Below are 20,210 nucleotides of genomic sequence, written 5' to 3' on the forward strand. Positions count from 1 at the left end.
CAAGCCAACAGAATAGGCAACTTCTTTGTAAGGGAGGGGTGATAATTGGTGCCATCAGCTCTGCCTGCCAGGAAGCCGCCTAGCCGTGAAGATAGCCGACTACCTGACAGGCAGTTACACACCTTAAAACTGGAATCCTAGGCGAACTACGGTCATGTTCTCGTTGCGCGAGACGCCATACGTGCCCACCAATACAACCCGGCGGAATGGCTCGACCCACAAACCCCCACCATAACCGTTGTGCCAGGTGTCGGAATTCTCGTTGTCGATCCACACGCGGCCTACGTCGTGGAAGCCGAGCACGCCAATTTTGGCCGTTACCAGTATCGTGTTCAGTGTCCCTAAGTAGGCCCTGAATTCCACGTTGTTGTAGAAGCTGTTCTCGCCGGCAAAACGCGTACGGCGGTAGCCGCGCAGGTTGGAAAGACCACCGAGCGTGGCGGCTTGGTAGAACTCGTAGTCGCTGAAGTTGAGGGTGCCGCCCACGCGAGCTGCCAAGGTGATGCCAGGCGTAATGGAGGGCGTCCAGAACCCAGATGCCTCCGACGTGAGCTGCGACACGTTGGGCGCTTGGCTGTTCATGCCCCGCATGCTGGTGTAGTCGGTGCTCCACAACAAGCCTTTGGTGGGGCGCCAATCGTTGTTGCGCGTATCTACAATGTAGCCGGCCTTCAAGCCAGCGTAGTGCTTGGCCTCGAACATAGTGTTCAGGAGCCCGTTGGCCTCGGCCATTTGTTCAATAAACCGCCCCGGCGTCCGCTCCACCCGCACCCGCTGATAAATTGGGCCGGCATAGAACTGCTGCGGCCCTACCCGACGGCGCAACAAGGCCTGCAACGCCACATTGTTATAGCGCACCCGGTAGTAGCGGATGCCAGCGCCCTTGTTGAAGCTGGTTTCGTTGCCGAAGCCGAAGAAGTTGCGCACGTAGTTTGGGGCCTGCAAATCGGCCCGCACCAACAAATCGAGCTTTCCGGTTATGTGGTTGAAGTCGCCGGCGTAGCGGAAACTGTAGGCACCCGTACCGAGCGCCACGTTGGCTTGCAGGCGGTGTATCATCGCCCACGGCGCTTTGCGGAAGCCCGGCTGGCGTATTTCCACCCCGGCGCCGAGAAATAGGCCGTCGTCGGGGTTGTAAGCCCATGGCAAAAGCGGCCCCACGTACTTGTAGCGGAAGGCTTCGCGGTTGTAGTGGTTGACCAGCGAATCCGGGGACGTTCTGTTGCGGCTTTCGGCGCCAAGCTGCAAGTCGTTGCCGGTGGGCGTGTCGTACAACACGGTGCGCCGGCCAAGGCCGGAAACGCGGGAATGGTCGATGAGCACGTCTTCGCCTTCGCCCCCCACCAAGCGGATGAGAGGGCTTTTGTCTACCTCCCCGCTTACTTCCATTTTGTCGCGGCCGCCGTATCCATACAACCGGATTTCTTGAGTTTCGTCGGTCAGAAAAGTACGCTCATACACCGGCTCGCCCGTTGGTGCGCCCCCGTTTGCCAGGGCATAGATCTTGACGCGCGTATGCTCGTTGTCTAGCCGCTCGACTTGAAAGTATTCGGGTTGGTTGCTGCCAGCCACATCCACCTCGCGAGCCAGAAAGCGGTAGTATTTCTCGGCGTAGTTCGGCAAGGCATCCCGATTGGTTTTCAAGTTGGCCACGATAGTCGGGCCGGATAGCTGGTAGATGGAATCGGGTAGCTGGCGGAGAGCTTTTTCAATCACGTCATCGGTCAGGCGGGTTTGCAGCTCCTGCGCTACGGCTACCCACTCTTCTCGCGTGGCTTTGGTTAGGAAGGAACGGTCGAAATACCGGGCGCTGAACATGAAGGTGTTCACGTTGCGCATGGTCCCATCGAAGCCTTGCACCGCGGGCACGGCCCAATCCCGGCTTGCAAGGTTGGGCAGCAAACCCTGGTTGACAAAGAAGGCCTGGTCCCGGTCGCGGGGCACGGCGCGCAACAGCATGCCGCCGGTAGGCTGCGCGTAGGCCAGCCACCGCCACTGGTCTTCGTGCCGGTCGAAATCAGCCACCATCACATCGAATAGCCGGGCCCGTACCAGTTCGCGCTGATCAACTTGATTTTTCGAGTCGGTGCGCAGGAGTTCCAGCACTTTGTCGGTGCTGTAGTTTTTTTCCAGCGCACTCCCCGTAAACGAGGCAGGCACCTGCGGGTCGCGCTCCTCTAAGATGGCCAGCGTATTGGCGAATATGGAGCGAAACTCGCCCAGTCGTTCGTCATCGGGCACATACACTAGTTCGGGGTTGGTGTGTCCAACTCCGGCAGCTTCGGCTAAGGTGGGGATGGTAAGCGCCGCATAGGGGTGCGCCGCTGACACTTGGTCCTGCACCACTTTGGCCGCCAGCGTATTGCGAAGCTCTTCGCTTAATACCTGCTCGGTGTTTTTCTCGATAGAGCGCAACACGTACTCGCGGCCATTTGCCGCCCGCATGCGCAACGACTTGGTTTGCTTGCCTCCCCCCTGCTTGAGCGGCTGCAATCCTCCCTGCGAAGTGCTAAGGTTGAGCACTGGCACCCGAACTTGCTTCTGCCACTCCTGCCGATAATTGCGGCCCAGGAGCATGGTTTTAAACTTACCCGCCTGATACTGCTGACTGGCTTTTACCATCACGCTCCCCTGCTCTTTGAACGGCGGCGGGCTCGGCTTGGCAGCTGGCGCCGGTAAGGCAGTGGTGGCAATGGGAGAAGAGCTGGCGGGAGTTTGGGCGTGGGCAGCGAAGATGGTTTCAACGCCGAGAACAGTGATAAGTAAAAGTGTCCGCATCAGTTGCAGGGTTTACAATGGAAGCATGATTCTCTCTAGCAGATTCGCTACATAAAATAGCTAGCGTAGTGGTCGCCGCTTCACCGTTTGGCCACGGACGCCGGCAGGTGGCGGGCACTCCACGAAACGCTGGCGTGCATCAGGGGCCTGATTAAGGGAGCAACAGCGTTTCGCACGGTGACTATCACCACCGTTTTCGGTTGCGGATGCAGCTGCCGGTCGATGCGCTCCACTAGGCCGGTGAAGGTGCGCCCGGGCATTTCCGCCACGCGAACCACTACCGGGTCGCAGACCTTGATGGAACGCCCGACCTGCGACGACACCACCAGGGGTACTTTCACGTGCGACACGTCCTGCAGCATGGCCACGTGCATGCCTGCCCGCACCCGATTGCCAACCGCCACGTTTCTTTTTACCAAGAACCCGGCGTGAGGAGCCAATAGGTAATTGCGGTTGAACTCAGTGGAATACGAGTTGCTTTCCAGGAATTTCAGCAGAATTTGCCTGCCCCGCACGTAGTCGCCGTCGGCAAAGAACACTTCCCTCACCCAGCCGTGCCCCGGCGCCACCAAAGGCGAGGTTGCAATGGCTTCCACGGTACCCTTGGCAGTTACAGAATTGCTGGTTGTCTTGTAGCCAGCTACTTGCTGAAGCGGTAAGCGGGGCGTAACAGAGGTAGTGCGGTGCTGAGCCCTCAACGAATACGCCAAGGTATTACTGAACAAAACACCCGTAATAAATAAGGGAGAGAGGAAAAGTAGACCCATAAGATCCTCGATTAGGTATGCAGAAAACCATCATCACAGCCAGCAACAGCTTTTTCGCGCACTTTCCCGGCGCATTCTCTAGAGATGCGCTGCTAGTGGTTGGCAGGAATAGTGCAGGCACCGCAGCTACAGTTGCGCTTGAGTGCACAGGAGAATATCTTTAAATGAAGATACTTATTATCTAATTTTATATCAAATAATTACCACATAAAAAGTCAACCTTTCTTCGTGGAACACGTAACAGCGCAGCTTGCTAGAAAAGCAAGCGCTGCAACTACATAGCATTGTACCGTGCAAGCTGCAACTACGCAAGCAGTTCAACTATAGCATGTTACTTATTGATGGGCATGGTACCAGAGTGCCACAATTAACCCAACGCCAGCTACAACTGCCATTAGCACATACATAACCCGGTTCTGGCGAGGTTCTATTTCGTTCTGTTTCATAACTGCTAGGCAACCAAGCTTATCGTGGGCATAACGCGGTTTCAGCTTTTGGGGTTAATTGAAACGTGTAACGAAATTGATTTCTTTTTGCCCTGCATTCTATAGCAAGTTTCCAAACTAGCAGGCCTGTTTGCTTTACTAACTAGGCCGCCAACACTGTGCCCGTCGATAGAGCGTACATGTGGCCTGTCGTGACGAAGCGAAGAGGCTTGACTAGCAGGCAGAGGGTAAAGCAACTACGCGCTACCTTTGCGGCGTGAAAAAGCTTTGTTTGTTACTCCTATTGCCGTTGCTTGCCGGATTGCCCGCCTGCCTTTCGTTGCAGAGCGACGAGCAAAAAGCCGAGGCTGCCGAAAAAGCCATGCTGGCCAAGCACGACGAGTTAATGGCCCAAATGGACCAGTTGACCATCCTGCGGCAGCAACTCCAAAAAACGCCCGGCCCCGATACAGTAGCCGCCGGCCGCCAGCGCCGCGCCCTCCTCGCCGCCGATGCTGCCATGATGGACTGGATGCACCGCTACCGCAAACCCGCCGACACCGTAGCCCTAACTCGGCGCCTCGATTACTTTGCATCCCAACAGAAAAAAATCGATTCGGTGGCGGGCCTGTTTCGCACTAGTATCGACTCGGCGCGGTTATTAGTACAGACCGCGGGAACCCCCACATCTTCCGCTCAATAACGCAATGCTGTTTTCTTTTTCGCGCACGCAGGCTGCCTTACTAACTCTGCTGACGGCTTTTAGCCTTGGCTTGTTTAGCTGCTCCAACACCCCTACCACAGCCAACGAGGAGCGCCTGCCCGTGCTGGGCATCAAGCACTCCGCTCCTACCAGCCCCTCCGATACGCTGCCCGATCTGGTGCCCAATTTCACGCTCACCAACCAAGAGGGGCAAACGATTACCAACCAAACCTTTGCCGGCAAGGTCTACATCACCGACTTCTTCTTTGCCACTTGCCCGAGCATCTGCCCCAAGATGCAAAGTGAGTTGCTGCGCGTATACGAGGCCAACAAGAACAACCCCAACGTGCTGTTCCTGAGCCACACCATCGACCCTGCCCACGACTCGATTCCAGTGCTGCGCGACTATGCCGAGCGCCTAGGCATCAAGGACGCCTCGCGCTGGCACTTCGCCACCGCGGCGCACGACACCATTTTTGCGCTGGCCCGCGCCTACATGACCGGGGCGGAAGTAGATAAAGGCGTAGCCGGTGGCTATGCGCACAGCGGCACGTTTGCCCTGGTCGATTCCAAGCGCCGGGTGCGTGGCGTGTACGACGGCATGGAAAAAACGCAGGTTGATCAGCTCATCCACGACTTGCCGATCCTACTGAAGGAAGAAGCCGAAAACCGGCAAACGGCGGCCAAATGAGCAAGCCATTGCCCTTGTTGCTTCGTCTGAGTGCCGTGCTGGCAACCGGACTACTGTTTGCGGTGGGCACCACGGGCTGCTTTTCCAACAAGCAAAACGAGGGCGCTCAGCTCTACCAAACACACTGCTCTAGCTGCCACGGCGAGCAAGGCCAGGGCCTGCGCCGGCTCATCCCGCCCGTAGCCGCCTCCGACTACGTAGCCAACTACCGCTCCTACCTGCCCTGCCTGCTTCGCAACGGCATGCGGGGGCCGGTGGTAGTCAATGGCATCGAATACAACCAAGTGATGCCGGGCCACAAAAATGACCTGACCGACGCGGAAATCACCAACCTGCTCAACTTCGTGCAGCAGAGCTGGGGCAATGAAAACGAACCCTATACCATCCGGGAAGTAACGGAACTGTTGGGCCCCTGCCATGGCAGCATTATCCGCTAGCAACTAACCCTCTAAAAAACTGCTAGTCAAAGAGGTAAGCTTATCCATAACGTGAACTGCCGCCGCTCGTTACTAGGTGATGGGGCGGCAATTTCGCTGGTTGGTGTGTGCGTTCTGGTTCGGCAGCAGCCGATTGGTAGTCAGAAGTTTACTACTCCATCTTGTTTTCAGCACACTTTGGGCCTGCTGCGGCTATGCATCTTCCCACAATCTTAAGTAGCTTGCACCTTCACTTTTCGAATTTATATGGGTCTGTTTGATTTCCTGAAAAAGAAGCCTGAAACGCCAACTACTCCCCCGGCCGCGGCTCCTGATGCTACTACTCCTGCCCCCGCTCCTACCGGTCCTCGCTATAAGGGAGCCAACTATACGCTACCTACCCCCGAGCAGCAGGCCCCACCTATACCCCCTATGCCGCTCATTCCGGAGCCGGCTTACGGGCAGCCGCCCCAACCCAATTTCCCCTACCCGCCAACCAACGTGCTTGAGGAACTGTTGATGCGCGCCGCCAACGAGCCCAACATTCGCCCGGCCTTCTATCAGGCGCTGCTCCACGAAGATGTGCTGGCCGTGACCCTGCCCAAAGAAGGCGATGCGGGTGGCGAGGTGCCCCTCACGCCCGGCATGGAAATTCAGCTGCAAGTACTAAATGACGGTAAGATTCCGCTGTTCACGTCGGTGGAGCGCATATTTGAAGGCGGTCTAGCTCCCGAGGGCATCTCCTACATCCGGGTACGGGGCCAAGACCTACTCCAGATGGTACAGGCCACCGACTGCGTGCTAAACCCATTCTCGGCGTCTGGCAAGCTGCTTACCACTCAGGAAATGCAAGACCTACTCGCCAGCGACTTGATGGCGCCGCCTGCCGATGGTCCGGGTCAGGTACCCGTGCAGATAGGTCCACCCGCTGAGCCGCCAACCGCCCTACTCGATGCCCTGCGTGAGTACTGCGCTACGCGCCCATTCATCGAGCAAGCCTACCTAGCCGAACTCCGCATTGAAAATAGCGAGGAGCCACCCCGCGTCCTGCTTGCCTTCCTCACCGACGACCAGCAAGCTGATTTCTTGCAGGAACTAGGCCCCGTGATGGAAGGCCGCATCGAAGGCTATCAGTTTGTGGACATGATGGTGCTGAACCCAGCTGCCGACGAGCCCCTCAACCAGTACTTCAATCAGCAAGAGCCCTTCTATCAAAGATAAAGTGGCGTAGTAAGGCAACGCATTGTTGGTGCGTAGGTACCCGGCGCTCAACCCACTGAAAGCAACCAGCCCTTGACGCACGTGCGTCAAGGGCTGGTTGCTTTTCAAACTGTGGGTGGACTGCACAACTTGCTTTTAGTGAAATAGCTTACAGCTCCACAGCTTCCGTCTTTTTGGCCTGCCTCGCTAGCAGCCACCGAAACAGTGGCCTCAGGCCAAAATTCAATAAGAGCCCAACCGGTACGGCGGCCACCGCCCAGATAATCATGGCACCGGCGCACGCATGCCAGAGCAAGTGCACCGCCTCGCGCCAGTTGTTGGCAATCAGGTGCTCTAACTGCGTTAAACTTAAATCAGGGCTCGTACTGTCGCCGAGTAACTGAGCACCGAGGCGCATCAGGGGGATGATCAGCAGCAGTTGCACTGGACTGAGCAAGTGGCTGACCAGTAGCAGCGCCGCTACGTTCAGGCGGAGACGCACGGCAGTTGCAGTGCACATGAGAGTCGTGATACCCATCACGGGCACTAACCCAAAAACAACGCCAAGCGCCACCGTCAGCGACAACTGCTTGGGTGTAAGACCCTGCTTGAGAATGTTAAGTACGGGCTCGACCACGCGCCGACGCCACCAGCTAGGCTGAGCAGGCGGCCGCGGGGGCAACGAAACGGGCGGAGTGGAAGAAGACACAGACAAGCAGAAAACTAAGATGCGAAGGAAACAGAGCAACGGCGTTATCTTCGCACATTGCGCTGTCGGCCGTTACGCCGCAACTAGTACGCAAGGCTGATGACAAAAGTACACGGGCCGCACCCTACCCGGGGCCAGAATCTTACAACTATCCTAATTTTGCTCCGGCGTGCTGCCCGCGAGCTAGTTGCAAATGACCCGTTACGCCTGGGTGCTGCCACGGCCTTTTTCACCACGTTCGCTCTGCCGCCCATCGTACTTATTCTGGTACAGGTACTAGGCTCGGTCTATTCCACTTCGGCGGTGCGGGCAATGCTGCTTTCCAAGCTCTCCAACTTGCTCGGCTCTTCTGCCGCCGAGCTCGTGGACCAGATTCTGCAGAACGTAACCAACGTGCAGCGCAGCCGCCTCGTCACCTGGCTCGGCTTTATCTTTCTAATCTTTATTGCTACCACGCTCTTCGTCGTGATTCAGCACTCGCTCAACCAGCTCTGGCAGATTCGGCCGCGGCGCGGGGGCGGCCGCTTCGACAAAGCGTTGCACGAGCGGGCCCGCTCTTTGGGAGTGCTCGTAGCTACTGGCCTGCTCTCGTTGCTCACCTTCCTGACCGACGCCGTTATTGCTTTCGTAACCGACTACATCCGCGACTTCGACACCAACGTGGGTTACTACCTGTTCATCGGTATCAGTCAGCTCACGTCCCTCTTGATTCTGGCGGCTTGGTTTGGCGTAACGTTCCGCAACCTGAGCAGCGCCAAGGTACCGTGGCGAGCCGTAATCCGAGGTGCGGCTCTTACCGCCATCCTCATCGACTTAGGCGAATTTGTGTTGGGCAGGTTGCTAGTACAAAGCAATTTAGGCCCGATCTATGGCGCTGCCTCCAGCATCGTGCTGGTGTTGCTGTTCGTGTTCTACTCGGCTATGATTTTCTACTTCGGCGCTTGTTTCACCAAAGCCTATGCGCACTACGCTGGCATCGATATCAAGCCCAAGAAATCCGCTGTGCGGTATCGGCTGGTTGATATCGAAGAGTAACTGAGTAGCAGAGCAACTGAACAAGTGTTCTATATATAAAGCATTACAGATCATTCAGTTATTCCGCAGCTCAGTTGCTCCAAGCTTTGCAAGCCTCTATGCACGCTTTGCAAGCAGCGGCGCACTGCTGGCAGTGAGTGTCGTTATGCTTAGCGCACTCGTTGTAGCAGAGTTGGCATAGTTCGATGCACTCGCGCATTAGGTACTTGGCATGCGCCGAGCCGCGGGCTACAAAGCGGGCCATGAGGGCACAAATATCGGCACAATCTCGGTCGAGGACAATGCAGCCCACCATGTGCTGGACATGTTCCTCGTGCAAACAAGAGGTAGCACAAAATTCGCAGGCCGCTACGCAGCGGTTCAAGGCATCGAGAACGGTTTGATTCTTGGCGACGGATGGCATGGGCTATTGCATCAGTTGGAAAGGCTAAGGTGGACTCGCTAAGCTAATCTGTTGTGCGTGCGCCTGATGACGATGCCCATGCGGGATTTAACTCGAAAAAGGCACGATTTCCGTCTGGTTGTGGTTACATTCAGCTTTCATGTCCTACTCTACCATCGTATTTTTACCGGATGTTATTTGCTGCCGAACCCCTCGCTCCCACGCTCGATTCTGCTCGTCGCGTCCTAAAGAAATACTATGGCTATGACAGCTTCCGGCCCATGCAGGAAGACATCATCCAGAGTATTCTGAGCGGCCGTGATACAGTAGTACTCATGCCAACGGGCGGCGGCAAATCGGTATGCTTTCAGGTGCCGGCGGTAGTTAGTGAGGGCGTGTGCGTAGTGGTTTCGCCGCTGATTGCTTTGATGAAGGATCAGGTGGAAGCGTTGAAGGCCAACGGTATTTCGGCGGCGTACATCAACAGCAGCATTGGGCAGAGCGAGCAAAATGCTATTTGTTCGGATTGCGCCAACGGCTACCTAAAGCTGCTTTACGTTTCGCCGGAAAAGCTATTGTCGCCGGGCTTTCTGCAGTTTTTGCAGCGGCTACGCGTAAGCATGTTTGCCATTGATGAAGCGCACTGCATCTCGTCGTGGGGGCACGACTTCCGGCCGGAGTACACGCAGCTGCGCGTGCTGCGCGACCAGTTTCCGAACACGCCCATCATTGCCCTCACCGCCACTGCCGACCGTCTCACGCAGCGCGACATTCAGAAGCAGTTGCGCCTGCACGAACCGCAGGTGTTTCTCTCCAGCTTCGATAGGCCCAACCTCAACCTCATTGTGCGCCCCGGCCAAGACCGTGTAGGCGGCATCCTCGACTTCATTGAGCGCCACCCCGGCGAGTCGGGCATTGTGTATTGCCTTTCGCGCAAGCAGTGCGAAACGCTGACGCAGAAGCTACAGGCGAAGAAAATCAAGGCGGGCTTTTACCACGCCGGCATGACGCCCAACCAGCGCGCAGCCGTGCAAGAAGGATTCCTAAAAGACGACTTGCAAGTAATTGTGGCCACCATCGCCTTCGGCATGGGCATCGACAAGAGCAACGTGCGGTGGGTGATGCACTACAACCTGCCCAAAAACATCGAGGGCTACTACCAGGAAATCGGGCGCGGCGGCCGCGACGGGGCGCCGGCTACGGCGGTGCTGTTCTACAGCTTCGCCGACGTGCTGCAGCTGCGCGAGATGCTTACCAAAGAGAACCCGCAGCTTACGCAGCTCAATCTCACCAAGCTAGAGCGCATGCAGCAGTTTGCGGAAGCCGCCAGTTGCCGCCGTAAAATCCTGCTTCACTACTTCGGCGAAACCCTGGCTAAAGACTGCGGCAACTGCGACATCTGCCGCAACCCGCCCACCACGTTCGACGGCTCCCTGATTGCCCAAAAGGCGCTGTCAGCCGTGGTTCGTATGCGCGAAAGAGCCGGCATCGGCCTGCTCATCGACGTGCTGCGCGGCATGCGCAACCAAGCCGTGCTCAGCGGTGGCTACGACCAGATTAAAACCTACGGCGCCGGCTCCGACCTTCCTTACCTCGACTGGTACAGCTACATCCACCAGATGCTGAATGATGGGCTGATCTACATTGCCTATGAGGAAGGATACGCTCTGAAAATCACGGAGCTAGGTCGCGAGGTGCTGCAAGGCCAGCGGCCTTTGGCGCTCAAGAAATTCCAGCCCGCCGAGAAAGCCGAGAAGCCCAAACGGGGCCGCAAAGCAGCCACCGAAACAACTGCGCCTGTCTCGCGCGAAGCGCAGCTTTACGAAGCTCTACGCGCCCTGCGCAAGCGCATTGCCGACGAGCAGAACGTGCCGCCGTACGTCATCTTCACCGATGCTACCCTGCAGGAAATGGCCAACGAACGGCCGGTTTCGCGCATGGCTATGCTCGGCGTTTCGGGTGTGGGCATGAAGAAATTCGAGAACTACGGCGAAGTGTTCATCAAGGAAATCTTGGCCCACGGCGGCAACCCCGCTGAACTCGACGATTCCGACGATGACCTGCCCACTAACCTCGACCCCGACGATTTCAGTGTTCCTGCCCCAACCCGCAAGCGCGAGGCGAAAGCTGAAGCCGGCAGCACGATGGACACCTCGTTTCAGTTGCACCGCATGGGCCTGAGTCTGGAAGCCATTGCCGAACGCCGGGGCCTGACGGTATCGACGGTGCAAACGCACCTTACCAATGCGTATGCGAAGGGCAGCGAGCTGCGCATTGCCGATTTCCTAACGCCCACCGATCTGGCCGAAATCCAAACTGCTCAAGCTCAACTCGGCGGCAGCCCCATGCTCCGCGACCTGTACGACCACCTGCGCGAGAAGTACGACTACTTCAAGCTCCGGCTAGCTTCCTTGTATTTCAAGAAGCTACGCGGTGAATAAATGGAGGCTCCTCAACAGTTGACAATGAGCCCACGGAGGTTATTTAACTGATTGTTCTGTTGAGCTTGCTGAAGCATCTCGCTTAAATCATTGTATTGTGAGATAAGCACACCTGTCGAGGTGCTTCGGTAGATGCAACATGACCGTTACGTTGTCGCTGTATAGCTCGAATAGCTCTTGGGAAACTAGTAACCAAGAACTCAACCAAGCGCTGTAATGGCTCAATTTAAGTCTGTAGATAGTTTGCAGTGTTCCAAAAAAAATTAGCAAAAATTTTCAGCTAATTGAATTAGTATTCTCGTAACAGGGTTCGTACTTTCACGAGCCGGTAACTATCTACCGATGAAGCCTTTTTCCGGCTCCCCTGCGCTATGATCAATACCAATCTTAAATTCTGGCGGCGTGAACTGGCCCTTACACAGGCTCAGATGGCCGAAAAGCTAGGTATCAAACGCTCCTTAGTGGGCGCTTACGAAGAAGGGCGTGCCGAGCCCAAGTTGACTACTCTCGTTAACATGGCTCGCCTGTTCGGCATCACGCTGGACGCCCTTGTGACCACTGACTTTAGCAAAAAGAAGAATGCTAAAGCCGCGCTGCTGCAGCTTCAGCCCGCTACCACCGAACCGACGCGTCCGGGCGGTGGCAACGGCTTGCGCATCCTGGCGCTTACGGTAGACAAAGAGCAAAACGAAAACATCGAACTGGTGCCCCAAAAGGCGGCCGCTGGCTACCTCAATGGCTACGCCGACCCCGAGTACCTGGAGGAGCTGCCGAAGTTCCGGTTGCCTATGCTCGGTACGGGCGGCACCTACCGCGCCTTCGAAATCAGCGGCGACTCTATGCTGCCCATTGCCAGCGGCACCGTTATCGTGGGCCGCTACGTGGACGACTGGATGACGCTCAAGGACGGCACGCCCTGCATCGTGGTTAGCTCCAAGGAAGGCATTGTGTTCAAGCGCGTGTTCAACCGCCTCAAGGAAGGCGCCATGCTGGCCCTGCACTCCGACAATCCGCTGTACTCGCCCTACGAAATCGACGTGGAGGATGTAGTGGAAATCTGGGAAGCCAAAGCCTATATCAGCAGCACCTTCCCTATAGCCGACCTCTCGCTGAACCGTCTTGCCAGCATCGTACTAGACTTGCAGCAGCAGGTGTCTACCATGCGGAAGGCGTAGCAGAAGTTGTAGCCTATTTGTTGGCTTGTGCCGTTTCGCGCAAGTTTTACGAAAGCCCACCGAGCCTCTTGTTCGGTGGGCTTTTTGTTTTTGTTTGAAAGAACAAGCCCACTTGCAGGGCAGCTAGTTAGGTGCTTGTGTTGCTAACGACCGGAACCAGCCAGTGGTAAACAGACGCGTGCGCCTCCTAGATGGCATAAGCTAAAGCTTATGCCGTCTTCAACTTCCAGTGGTTGGGCTGCGTAAGGGAGCACACAACCCAATCTCCTCCCGCTATGATTAAGCTCGTTTCTGCTGCCGACCGTCACCACGCTGCCCCTGTAGCGTGGCTCAATAGTTTCTTCCTCTTCAGCTTTGCCGATTACCACGACCCGCAGAACGTGCAGTTTGGCCCGTTGCGCGTCTTCAACGACGACACGGTGCAGGCCCAATCCGGCTTCCCACAGCATCCGCATTCGGAAATGGAAATCGTGACGCTGGTGCTGGATGGCGAACTGTACCACGAGGATACGCTGGGCAACAAAGCTACTATCAAGAAAGGCGACGTGCAGCGCATGACGGCTGGCACTGGCTTAGCCCACTCCGAGTACAACCGCACCGATAAGGTGTTGCACTTGTATCAGCTCTGGTTTATATCCAACCAAAAAGGCTTGGCGCCTAGCTACGAACAGAAGGACGTAAACTTCCTGGATACTAAAAACGAGTTGGTGCCGCTGGTGTCAGGCCAGAAAGTGTTGGAGGACGTGGTGTACATGAATTCTAACACGAGTATCTACTGGTGCAATTTGCGCGAAGACAAAACGGTTATCTTTAAAACCTTCCCCATCCGCAACACCTTCATTTACGTGAAAGAAGGCTCCCTCTTCATCAACGGCATCGACATTGGGCCCAACGACCAAGTACGTTCCACCGATGAACACGTGCTGGAAATTCGGGCTTCCAAGGATGCGCAGTTCATACTAATCGATTTGCCAGCTGACGAGGCGAATTACTAACTCCATAGTATCAACGCCGCTCGGCACACTATGCGCATTGCGCATGTTTATGAGACTTCAAACAAAGAAGGCCGAACCACTTGGTTCGGCCTTCTTTGTTTGAAGTCTGGTGGTCTGCATCACAAGAAATCAGGATACTGCCCTCCTGTTCAGCTGCATAGACTTGCTACCTACTTCGCAGAACCTTGCACCGGCGGCTTAAACACATATCGGAATGCTTTCAGAGCGGCCGGGTGGTAGATAGTTGCATGTGTTTCTTCAGGCATCGGCTCGAAACGCCAGCTGATAATAGGCTTTGCAGTGGCTTGTAGTACCTCGGCGAATTGGCGGCCGTCGGTGGCAATTTCAGGCTCACTGCTTGTAGCCATATACAGCGTTTTCTTTTTACCAGTATAGGTCTGTAAGAAGCTGCTGGCCTGTTTTACCTGCTGCTTGTTGTTCCACCACAGGCTCGGGTCGAAGGCCAGGTAGGTATCAAACAGGTCGGGCTCTTGCAATAGCGTTTCAACAACAAACAAGCCGGCCAACGATTCGCCAACAATGGCGGTTTCGGTTGTAGTGCGGTAGCGCTGCCGAATCTGGGGCATTAGCTCCTGACGAATAAACCGACGGAATGCGGCCGAGCCACCTACGTGGGGCGCAATCTTCTTGTCTTTCTCGTTGGTTGTGGGGCCCGTTAGGTCGCGCCGCCGTTCGGTGTTTTCAATTCCGACTAAAATGAACGGGCGCATGGTGCCATTGCCAACCAGCACTTGCACAAGCCCGGCCACGTGCAGGAAGTCTTCCGCCATGCCTCCATCGGGCATATAGAGCACAGGAAGCTGCACCGTGGCAGATTCGGTGTACGCGGGCGGGTAATAAACGTTAATCCGCCGGACTTCGCCCAATACCTTGGACTCGAGCGTGAAGGTGTTGCCTATGGCAATGGATGCGTCTTTACTCTGCGCTTGCACAAAGCCTACCGGAGTGCCAACCAACAAAAACAGAAGAACGAGCAGCTGTTTAAGTGAATTATACCTGATGCTCATTCCTCTGTTTTTAAAACTGGTGATTTATCTGGTTTACGCGCCCTCTGACAAGGCCTATCCACCTAGGGTTTGTCATTCCGATGCAAGAGGAATCCGATTTAAGTCCTTTCAATAATTTCATCCAGATTCCACTCTCCGCTTGATGCGTGGAATGTCGGAATGACATACGCTAGGTGGATAGGCATTTTGCTACATCGTGTACTTGCGGCCTTTGTTCTGCTGCTTTAGGTAGGCCATCAGCGGCTGAAAGTACTCTACCATGGCGCGAGCCGAGAGGTCTTCGCCGGTTTTCTCTTTGAGTACCGCTTGCCAGTCTTTGCTGGCGCCGGGGCGCATGATGTCGGCTAGGAAGGCTCCTACTTCTTTGCTGCCGTAGTAGTTGGTGGCGTGCGGGTCCTGCTTGAGAATCTTCTTGGCAATATGGTCGTGGAGTTGGAACAGGATGACGTACGACAGGGCGTAGTCGTAGTACTGCGCGGGGTCGTCGTTGATGTGGGTTTTGGTGGCGGGGTCGAGGTACTGCTCGCCGCGCGTGGTGGGTGGCACAATGCCCTGGTACTTCTTGGCTAGCTCCCACCACTTCGCATTGAGTTGGTCGGCGGGCAGTTTTTCGGCGTAGAAGCTGTTTTCCCACTCACTCATCACGCCCGAAGCAAAGGGAATGAAAGCAGCGTAGTTGAGCGCTTCTTTGAGCAGGGTTTGGGTTTGGTCGGTCTGCGTTTTGGCATCGACCAGGTTAAGGCCAGTCAAGAATGGCTTTTGGGTGGCTGCCAGACCCATCAGGCTGCCCATGGCTTCGTGATAGGCGCGGTTGGCACCGCCGCGCAGCAGCACCGGCACTTCGGGGTTGGTGTAGGTGAGGTAGTAGTAGATGTGGCCGAGCTCGTGGTGGGTGGTTTCGTACCACTCGGTGTTGCCTTCCACGCTCATCAGGCTGCGCACGTCCTGATCGAGGTTCATGTGCCAGGCCGAGGCGTGGTTGTTCTTTTTATAAGTAGCGCCCTTAGGCAGCGGGTAGAGGCTGCTTTTCTCGTAGAAGCTAGGCGGCAGCGCCGGAAAGCCGAGGCTCTGGTAGAACCGTTCGGCTTGCTGCACCTGCCACTCCGCGCCTTTTTTGGCCAGCACAGGGTCGAGGTTGAGCCCTTTCACTTCCACCATGGCGCTCCAATCCTGGCCCCAACGGTTGGGCAGCCAGTGTGCGGGCAAGTAATCGGGCACCTGTTTCTGACCGTATTTCTTGGCTAGCTCGTAGCGGGCATACGTGTGCAGCTCCCGGTAGAGCGGACGCAACTCGTCGTTGATTTTGCGTACCAGCGTCATCATCTCCTCTCGGCTCAAACCGTAGTCGGAGGCCTGGTAGGTGAAGTAGTCGGGGTAGCCGAGGGCCTGCACGGTTTGGTTGCGCAGGTCGCGAAGGCCAAGCAAGCCGTCTTTGAGCGTGGGGCCAATGGCCTTGCTGGCTTCCCATACCTGCTGGCGCTTGGCAGCATTCTTTTCCTTGCGCAGCAGCTCATCGAGGTCGTTGGTGGTGACGGACTTGCCCGCGTATTTGTAGTCGAAGCCGTAGAGCTTTTCGGTTTGGGCGGCTTCGGCGACAATGCGGCGCTTTACCACGTCGGCCACAGTTTGGGGGTTGTTGGCGGCGTTGTAGAGGGCGGTTTGCAGCTGCTTGATTTGCAGCTCCGTCAGGTCGGCCTTATGCTCCAGCAGGGTCTTGATGGTTACGATATTCTCGGAGCTACCCGTGAAAGCCGCCATACGGCCGTTGGCACGGGCTGTGGCGCCCGAGTTGCTGGTGTCGCCGGCCACAATGTGCGTGTTGGAGCGCCACTCGGCCTCGCTCGACTGCGTGTAGAGCCGCTGATATTCCTTGGAGTAATTGATTAAGAATTCCTCGGCCTGCGCCCGGTAGTCAGGTGGGGCGGGCGGAGTGGAAACTGTGGTTTCGGGGGTAGTGGCGGACGTGGTAGTAGCGGGCGTATTGGCCGTAGGCGCGCAGGCCGCTAACGAAACAGCCGTTAGAAGGGGCAAAAAGGTCTTTTTCATTACAGCAAAGCTAAAACTCCCACCGAATTGCGGGGCATCTATCTTTTGCTGCTTGTCTATGCCTTTTCTACTCCTATTAGGTCGCCACCTTAACTTCAGTTACTTCTCCCTTGTCGTAGCCTTATGCGGCTGCCTGCTGCTGCAACAAGTGGCAGTCCTTGTACTTCTTGCCGCTACCGCACGGGCACGGGTCGTTGCGGCCGAATTTGCGACGACTCCGCAGGGTCTTGAGCCACTCTCGCGGGTCCACGGCGAAGCGTAGGAAACGCTTCTTGGGGTTTTGGCGGAAAGCGCGCAGCAGCAGCTCGTACAGCTCGGGATGATGCTCCTGCAGCTTTTCGGGCTTCTCGAAGAAATACTCGGTCACGACGGCAAAGAACTCAGCTTCGTTGGTGGCAGCGTAATCGTTGATTTCCGAGTTACCGTCGCGGATGGCTTGGATTTCACGCGCCATTACCTCGGCCCACGGGGCGTGTAGTTCTGGCGGCAACGTGGCGGAAGGCACCCCGTCGATGGTGCCATCGGCGGCATCGAGCAAGTGTGCAAACTCGTGGATGCCCACATTCTGCTTATCCAGCGCATCGCGGAAGCCTTGTTCCAACGAGGCTTTGGAAAGGTGCATGTAGCGCGAGGTCTGGAAGTTGCGGACACTACCTAGCAGCGTGCCAGACAGTGGCGCCACTTCTTTGTTGGGGTCCTGCTGCTCTTTCCAGGCATCGGGCACTACCAGCACCTCACTCAGATTACCATATTCCCAATCAGGAAAACCAAACACCGGAATAACGGCGGAAGCAGCCACCAACACGCGCGTTACGTCATCAATTTCGGTTTGCACGCCGGTGATAAGCGTCTGCGCCAGAAACACCTGGATTTTCTTCTCGAAGCGCAATTTGTCCTTAGCAGTCAACGACAAGTAAAACGCAACCCGCTCGTTTAGAATCTGCCGCCAAGCAGCGGGAAAATCTTCGGCCAGCGCGGCCGCCTTTTGGCGCGATTCGCGGGTGACATAGCGATAAAACAGAAAGACAATAACCGCGACGAAAGCGGCAAAAAACCAGTATTGCATGGGCGGCTAAACGGGTGATTAACGCTTTGGTTTAAGTAAAGCGAAAATCTATTTTCTCTGCTCGTTCGCAGACGTCAGCGCTTCGCTTTACAGCTCTTTCAGGTGCTCGGTTAGCCGCTCCCGTAGCAGGTCTTGCAGCACAGCATCGAGGAACTGAAACTTGTCGGGGATGCGCAGGTTGATGATGGGTTTGCCTGCCAGTTCTTCCTTGAACTTCGCCTGTAGAATGTCGGCGTGCTTGCGCTCCATCACGAATATTACATCGGCCCAGCCCACATGCCCGGCCGTTACGCGCACTCTAGCTCCCGGCTCGGTGCCGGCGGAGCGGGCCGTGTAGTGCGTGTGGCCATCGAAGAGCCGCTCGGCGGTGAGGCTGCGCCAGCGGTTTTGGCTGCAAACAAAGAGAAGCTGAGAAGCGTCGGTGGGTACGGTTGGCAAGGGCGTTGTGCTTTTACAAAGCCCAAAGCTAGTAGGCATTCCGTCGTTTATACGTCTCTTCAATGCCCATAATCTTTTGCAGTGCTTCCACGCTTATCCGTGGCAAAACTGCTTTACTTGCCACCTGTCTCCCACCCGGTGCTGAATTGCTTTTGGCATCACCCACGCCACGCTCTTTCCCAACATGAAAACCTGCCTTCAAACTGCCCTGCTTTGCCTGTTTGTATTGCTTCACTGGCCTTGCTACAGCCAGCAGAAACTAGGCGTGTTTGAGGGCAGTCAAGACGTGGGGACGGGCGTAAAGGCTGGCTCCACCACCTACAAGCCCGCTACGCAACAGTATGTAATAACGGGTTCGGGTGCTAATATTTGGGCAGACAAAGACGAGTTTCAGTACGCCTACAAGAAAATGAAAGGCGACTTTCTGCTCTACGCACGGGCCGAGTTTGCAAAAGCCACGGGCGTGGACCCGCATCGCAAATTAGGCTGGATGGTGCGCCAGAGCTTGCAAGCTAACGCCCCCCATTTCAGTGCCATCGAACACGGCGACGGGCTGACGTCCCTGCAATACCGCCGCACCGCCGGGGCCGCCACCGAAGAAACGCGCGCCACCAGCACCCACGCCGACATCATTCAGCTGGAAAGAAAAGGCAAAACCTACACCATGCGCGTGGCGAAGTTCGGGCAGCCGTTCGAGACACAGCAAGTAACCGAAGTGGATTTGGGCGACGACGTGTACGTGGGCCTAGCGGTCTGCGCCCACAACGCTGCTGTCAGCGAAACGGGCGTTTTTCGGGATGTTCGGATTGTGGTTCCGGCGCACGAAGGACTGGTGCAGTACCGCGAGTACTTGGGCAGCAGCATTGAACTGCTGGACGTAGCCACCGGCAACCGCGAAGTCCGCTACACCTCCCCGAAGTCGTTGCAGGCTCCCAACTGGACGCGGGACGGCAAGAGCTTGATTTACAACAGCGACGGGCTGATGTACAACTTCAACCTTGCCTCGGGGCAGCCCACCGTTATTGCCACCGGCGACGTGAAAAACAACAATAATGACCATGTACTTTCCTTTGATGGCACCATGCTAGGCTTAAGTAGCGGCGTCGAGAAGCTAGGCGGCTCCATTGTTTATACGGTGCCCACCCGTGGCGGCACGCCCACGCAAATAACGCCCCTAGGTCCCTCCTATCTGCATAGCTGGTCGCCGGATGGGAAGAGCCTACTCTTTACCGGGCAGCGCAACCAGGAGTTTGACATCTATCGGGTTCCGGCCACCGGCGGCAAGGAAGTACGCCTAACCAGCGCCTCCGGCCTCGACGATGGCGCCGAGTATTCGCCCGATGGCAAGTACATCTACTTCAACTCCAACCGCACGGGCACCATGCAAATCTGGCGGATGCGCGCCGATGGCAGCGAGCAACAAGCCCTTACCACCGGCGACTTCCAGGATTGGTTTCCGCACGTATCGCCCGACGGGAAATGGCTGGCGTTTGTCTCGTTTCTGAAAGAAGAAGTGCAGTCCGGCGACCATCCGTTTTACAAGCATGTGTATTTGCGCCTACTACCCGTCGGCGGCGGCCAGCCCAAGGTTATTGCCTATGTGTACGGCGGCCAGGGCACTATGAACACGCCTTCCTGGTCGCCAGATAGCAAGCGCATCGCCTTCATCAGCAACAGCACCACCGTCAGCGAGTAAGCAGGCGCAAAGAGCCCGTTTTCATTCCGATAGGAACGTCATGCCGAGCGCAGCGCAACGAAGCCTCTCGCGTGCTGACATTGTCAAACTACCTGTCATGCTGAGCTTGCCGAAGCATCTCGCTCGACTCGTTGGGCAAGCGTTAGAGTTTACCACACTAGCGAGATGCTTCGACTGCGCTCAGCATGACAATACTATTATAATGTCAGCAATGAGTAT

The 20,210-nt window shown here is 56.3% G+C and carries 17 protein-coding genes; 9 read left to right on the forward strand and 8 right to left on the reverse strand.

Going from position 1 to position 20,210, the window contains the following annotated elements:
- Window positions 1-123: 123 nt before the first annotated feature.
- Together P1X16_RS10930 and P1X16_RS10935 are read right to left on the reverse strand one after the other, a co-directional pair.
- Window positions 124-2,778, reverse strand: a complete 2,655-nt coding sequence (locus P1X16_RS10930; RefSeq protein ID WP_277228712.1) for a BamA/TamA family outer membrane protein — start codon at window positions 2,776-2,778, stop codon at window positions 124-126.
- An 80-nt stretch (window positions 2,779-2,858) separates the two neighbouring features.
- On the reverse strand, window positions 2,859-3,545 hold the full coding sequence (locus P1X16_RS10935; RefSeq protein WP_277228714.1) for an efflux RND transporter periplasmic adaptor subunit: 687 nt from the start codon (window positions 3,543-3,545) through the stop codon (window positions 2,859-2,861).
- A gap of 702 nt (window positions 3,546-4,247) precedes the next feature.
- Between P1X16_RS10935 and P1X16_RS10940 the strand changes: the two genes are divergently transcribed.
- From P1X16_RS10940 to P1X16_RS10955, 4 genes are all read left to right on the forward strand, one after another.
- Window positions 4,248-4,673 carry a hypothetical protein gene (locus P1X16_RS10940; protein ID WP_277228716.1) on the forward strand — a complete coding sequence of 142 codons (426 nt, stop codon included), beginning with the start codon at window positions 4,248-4,250 and terminating at the stop codon, window positions 4,671-4,673.
- Between the two features lie 4 nt (window positions 4,674-4,677).
- On the forward strand, window positions 4,678-5,364 hold the full coding sequence (locus P1X16_RS10945) for an SCO family protein (protein ID WP_277228718.1): 687 nt from the start codon (window positions 4,678-4,680) through the stop codon (window positions 5,362-5,364).
- Window positions 5,361-5,801: a cytochrome c gene (locus tag P1X16_RS10950; RefSeq protein ID WP_277228720.1), complete on the forward strand. Its 441-nt coding sequence runs from the start codon at window positions 5,361-5,363 to the stop codon at window positions 5,799-5,801. The genes P1X16_RS10945 and P1X16_RS10950 overlap by 4 nt, the downstream gene beginning before the upstream one ends.
- A 246-nt stretch (window positions 5,802-6,047) precedes the next feature.
- Window positions 6,048-7,001 (forward strand): enhanced serine sensitivity protein SseB C-terminal domain-containing protein, encoded by a 954-nt coding sequence (locus P1X16_RS10955; protein WP_277228721.1) that lies wholly within the window; start codon window positions 6,048-6,050, stop codon window positions 6,999-7,001.
- A gap of 148 nt (window positions 7,002-7,149) precedes the next feature.
- On the opposite strand, the gene P1X16_RS10960 is transcribed toward P1X16_RS10955, so the two are convergent.
- On the reverse strand, window positions 7,150-7,689 hold the full coding sequence (locus tag P1X16_RS10960; protein WP_277228723.1) for a DUF2062 domain-containing protein: 540 nt from the start codon (window positions 7,687-7,689) through the stop codon (window positions 7,150-7,152).
- Window positions 7,690-7,788: 99 nt separating this feature from the next.
- On the opposite strand from P1X16_RS10960, the gene P1X16_RS10965 reads away from it, so the two are divergent.
- Window positions 7,789-8,724, forward strand: coding sequence for a YihY/virulence factor BrkB family protein (locus P1X16_RS10965; RefSeq protein ID WP_277228725.1), 936 nt, complete (start codon window positions 7,789-7,791; stop codon window positions 8,722-8,724).
- 70 nt (window positions 8,725-8,794) lie between these two features.
- Here the strand turns inward: P1X16_RS10965 and P1X16_RS10970 are convergent, their stop codons facing one another.
- The gene (locus tag P1X16_RS10970) at window positions 8,795-9,127 is read right to left on the reverse strand and encodes a four-helix bundle copper-binding protein (RefSeq protein ID WP_277228727.1); all 333 of its coding nucleotides are present in this window, start codon (window positions 9,125-9,127) and stop codon (window positions 8,795-8,797) included.
- A gap of 170 nt (window positions 9,128-9,297) precedes the next feature.
- On the opposite strand from P1X16_RS10970, the gene recQ reads away from it, so the two are divergent.
- From recQ to P1X16_RS10985, 3 genes are all read left to right on the forward strand, one after another.
- Window positions 9,298-11,547, forward strand: coding sequence for a DNA helicase RecQ (gene recQ, locus P1X16_RS10975; protein ID WP_277228729.1), 2,250 nt, complete (start codon window positions 9,298-9,300; stop codon window positions 11,545-11,547).
- A gap of 371 nt (window positions 11,548-11,918) precedes the next feature.
- Complete coding sequence (locus tag P1X16_RS10980; RefSeq protein ID WP_245118429.1) at window positions 11,919-12,722, forward strand: LexA family transcriptional regulator; 804 nt, start codon at window positions 11,919-11,921, stop codon at window positions 12,720-12,722.
- Window positions 12,723-12,997: 275 nt separating this feature from the next.
- Window positions 12,998-13,717 (forward strand): pirin family protein, encoded by a 720-nt coding sequence (locus tag P1X16_RS10985; protein ID WP_277228731.1) that lies wholly within the window; start codon window positions 12,998-13,000, stop codon window positions 13,715-13,717.
- A gap of 170 nt (window positions 13,718-13,887) precedes the next feature.
- On the opposite strand, the gene P1X16_RS10990 is transcribed toward P1X16_RS10985, so the two are convergent.
- From P1X16_RS10990 to P1X16_RS11005, 4 genes are all read right to left on the reverse strand, one after another.
- Window positions 13,888-14,745: an alpha/beta hydrolase-fold protein gene (locus tag P1X16_RS10990; RefSeq protein ID WP_277228733.1), complete on the reverse strand. Its 858-nt coding sequence runs from the start codon at window positions 14,743-14,745 to the stop codon at window positions 13,888-13,890.
- 189 nt (window positions 14,746-14,934) lie between these two features.
- Window positions 14,935-16,791: a M2 family metallopeptidase gene (locus P1X16_RS10995; RefSeq protein WP_277228734.1), complete on the reverse strand. Its 1,857-nt coding sequence runs from the start codon at window positions 16,789-16,791 to the stop codon at window positions 14,935-14,937.
- A 121-nt stretch (window positions 16,792-16,912) separates the two neighbouring features.
- A complete protein-coding gene (locus P1X16_RS11000; protein WP_277228735.1) occupies window positions 16,913-17,857 on the reverse strand; it encodes a zinc-dependent peptidase in 945 nt (314 codons plus the stop codon).
- Between the two features lie 87 nt (window positions 17,858-17,944).
- Complete coding sequence (locus P1X16_RS11005) at window positions 17,945-18,295, reverse strand: protein tyrosine phosphatase (RefSeq protein ID WP_277228736.1); 351 nt, start codon at window positions 18,293-18,295, stop codon at window positions 17,945-17,947.
- 184 nt (window positions 18,296-18,479) lie between these two features.
- Between P1X16_RS11005 and P1X16_RS11010 the strand changes: the two genes are divergently transcribed.
- Entirely contained in the window at window positions 18,480-19,991 is a 1,512-nt protein-coding gene (locus P1X16_RS11010) for a biopolymer transporter TolR (RefSeq protein ID WP_277228738.1), read from the forward strand.
- Window positions 19,992-20,210 lie beyond the last annotated feature (219 nt).

It is taken from the genome of Hymenobacter sp. YC55, assembly GCF_029433095.1.
GTDB lineage: Bacteria > Bacteroidota > Bacteroidia > Cytophagales > Hymenobacteraceae > Hymenobacter.

Coding starts and splice junctions, on each gene's coding strand:
- P1X16_RS10930 (WP_277228712.1), bottom strand. CDS start 2,778: ATGCGGACACTTTTACTTATCACTGTTCTCGGCGTTGAAACCATCTTC.
- P1X16_RS10935 (WP_277228714.1), bottom strand. CDS start 3,545: ATGGGTCTACTTTTCCTCTCTCCCTTATTTATTACGGGTGTTTTGTTC.
- P1X16_RS10945 (WP_277228718.1), top strand. CDS start 4,678: ATGCTGTTTTCTTTTTCGCGCACGCAGGCTGCCTTACTAACTCTGCTG.
- P1X16_RS10950 (WP_277228720.1), top strand. CDS start 5,361: ATGAGCAAGCCATTGCCCTTGTTGCTTCGTCTGAGTGCCGTGCTGGCA.
- P1X16_RS10955 (WP_277228721.1), top strand. CDS start 6,048: ATGGGTCTGTTTGATTTCCTGAAAAAGAAGCCTGAAACGCCAACTACT.
- P1X16_RS10965 (WP_277228725.1), top strand. CDS start 7,789: ATGACAAAAGTACACGGGCCGCACCCTACCCGGGGCCAGAATCTTACA.
- P1X16_RS10970 (WP_277228727.1), bottom strand. CDS start 9,127: ATGCCATCCGTCGCCAAGAATCAAACCGTTCTCGATGCCTTGAACCGC.
- recQ (WP_277228729.1), top strand. CDS start 9,298: ATGTTATTTGCTGCCGAACCCCTCGCTCCCACGCTCGATTCTGCTCGT.
- P1X16_RS10980 (WP_245118429.1), top strand. CDS start 11,919: ATGATCAATACCAATCTTAAATTCTGGCGGCGTGAACTGGCCCTTACA.
- P1X16_RS10985 (WP_277228731.1), top strand. CDS start 12,998: ATGATTAAGCTCGTTTCTGCTGCCGACCGTCACCACGCTGCCCCTGTA.
- P1X16_RS10990 (WP_277228733.1), bottom strand. CDS start 14,745: ATGAGCATCAGGTATAATTCACTTAAACAGCTGCTCGTTCTTCTGTTT.
- P1X16_RS10995 (WP_277228734.1), bottom strand. CDS start 16,791: ATGAAAAAGACCTTTTTGCCCCTTCTAACGGCTGTTTCGTTAGCGGCC.
- P1X16_RS11000 (WP_277228735.1), bottom strand. CDS start 17,857: ATGCAATACTGGTTTTTTGCCGCTTTCGTCGCGGTTATTGTCTTTCTG.
- P1X16_RS11010 (WP_277228738.1), top strand. CDS start 18,480: ATGAAAACCTGCCTTCAAACTGCCCTGCTTTGCCTGTTTGTATTGCTT.